This window comes from Dietzia sp. SLG310A2-38A2, from assembly GCF_014145095.1.
In the GTDB taxonomy this organism is placed as follows: Bacteria; Actinomycetota; Actinomycetes; order Mycobacteriales; family Mycobacteriaceae; genus Dietzia.
Genome location: NZ_JAALDX010000546.1, coordinates 2,159 through 2,635 on the forward strand (window position 1 = coordinate 2,159; position 477 = coordinate 2,635).

The 477-nt window shown below is 62.3% G+C and carries 1 protein-coding gene; it reads right to left on the reverse strand.

Annotation, left to right across the window (positions count from 1 at the left end; all coding sequences use genetic code 11):
- The coding region (locus tag G6027_RS19195) for a cbb3-type cytochrome c oxidase subunit I (RefSeq protein WP_241727265.1) at positions 1–477 on the reverse strand (477 nt) is incomplete at both ends.

The window sequence follows — 477 nt, forward strand, 5'->3', positions numbered from 1 at the left end:
TGGGGAACCAGAAGTACACGCCGGCGAACGTGGCGAACACGATCGTGCCGAAGAGCGTGTAGTGGAAGTGGGCGACGATGAAGTACGTGTCCGAGATGTGGAAGTCGATCGGCGCGGCGGCCATCATGATGCCCGTCAGACCACCGAAGAGGAAGGTCACGATGAAGCCGAGCGCGAAGATCATCGGCGTCTCGAACGTCATCTTCCCGCGCCACATGGTGCCGATCCAGTTGAAGAACTTCACACCCGTGGGAACGGCGATGAGGAACGTCATGAAGGAGAAGAACGGCAGGAGCACGGCGCCGGTGACGAACATGTGGTGCGCCCAGACCGCCATGGACAGCGCGGCGATCGCGAGGGTCGCGAAGATCAGACCGGCGTAGCCGAAGAGCGGCTTGCGCGAGAAGACCGGGAACACCTCGGAGACGATGCCGAAGAACGGCAGGGCGAGGACGTACACCTCGGGGTGACCGAAGA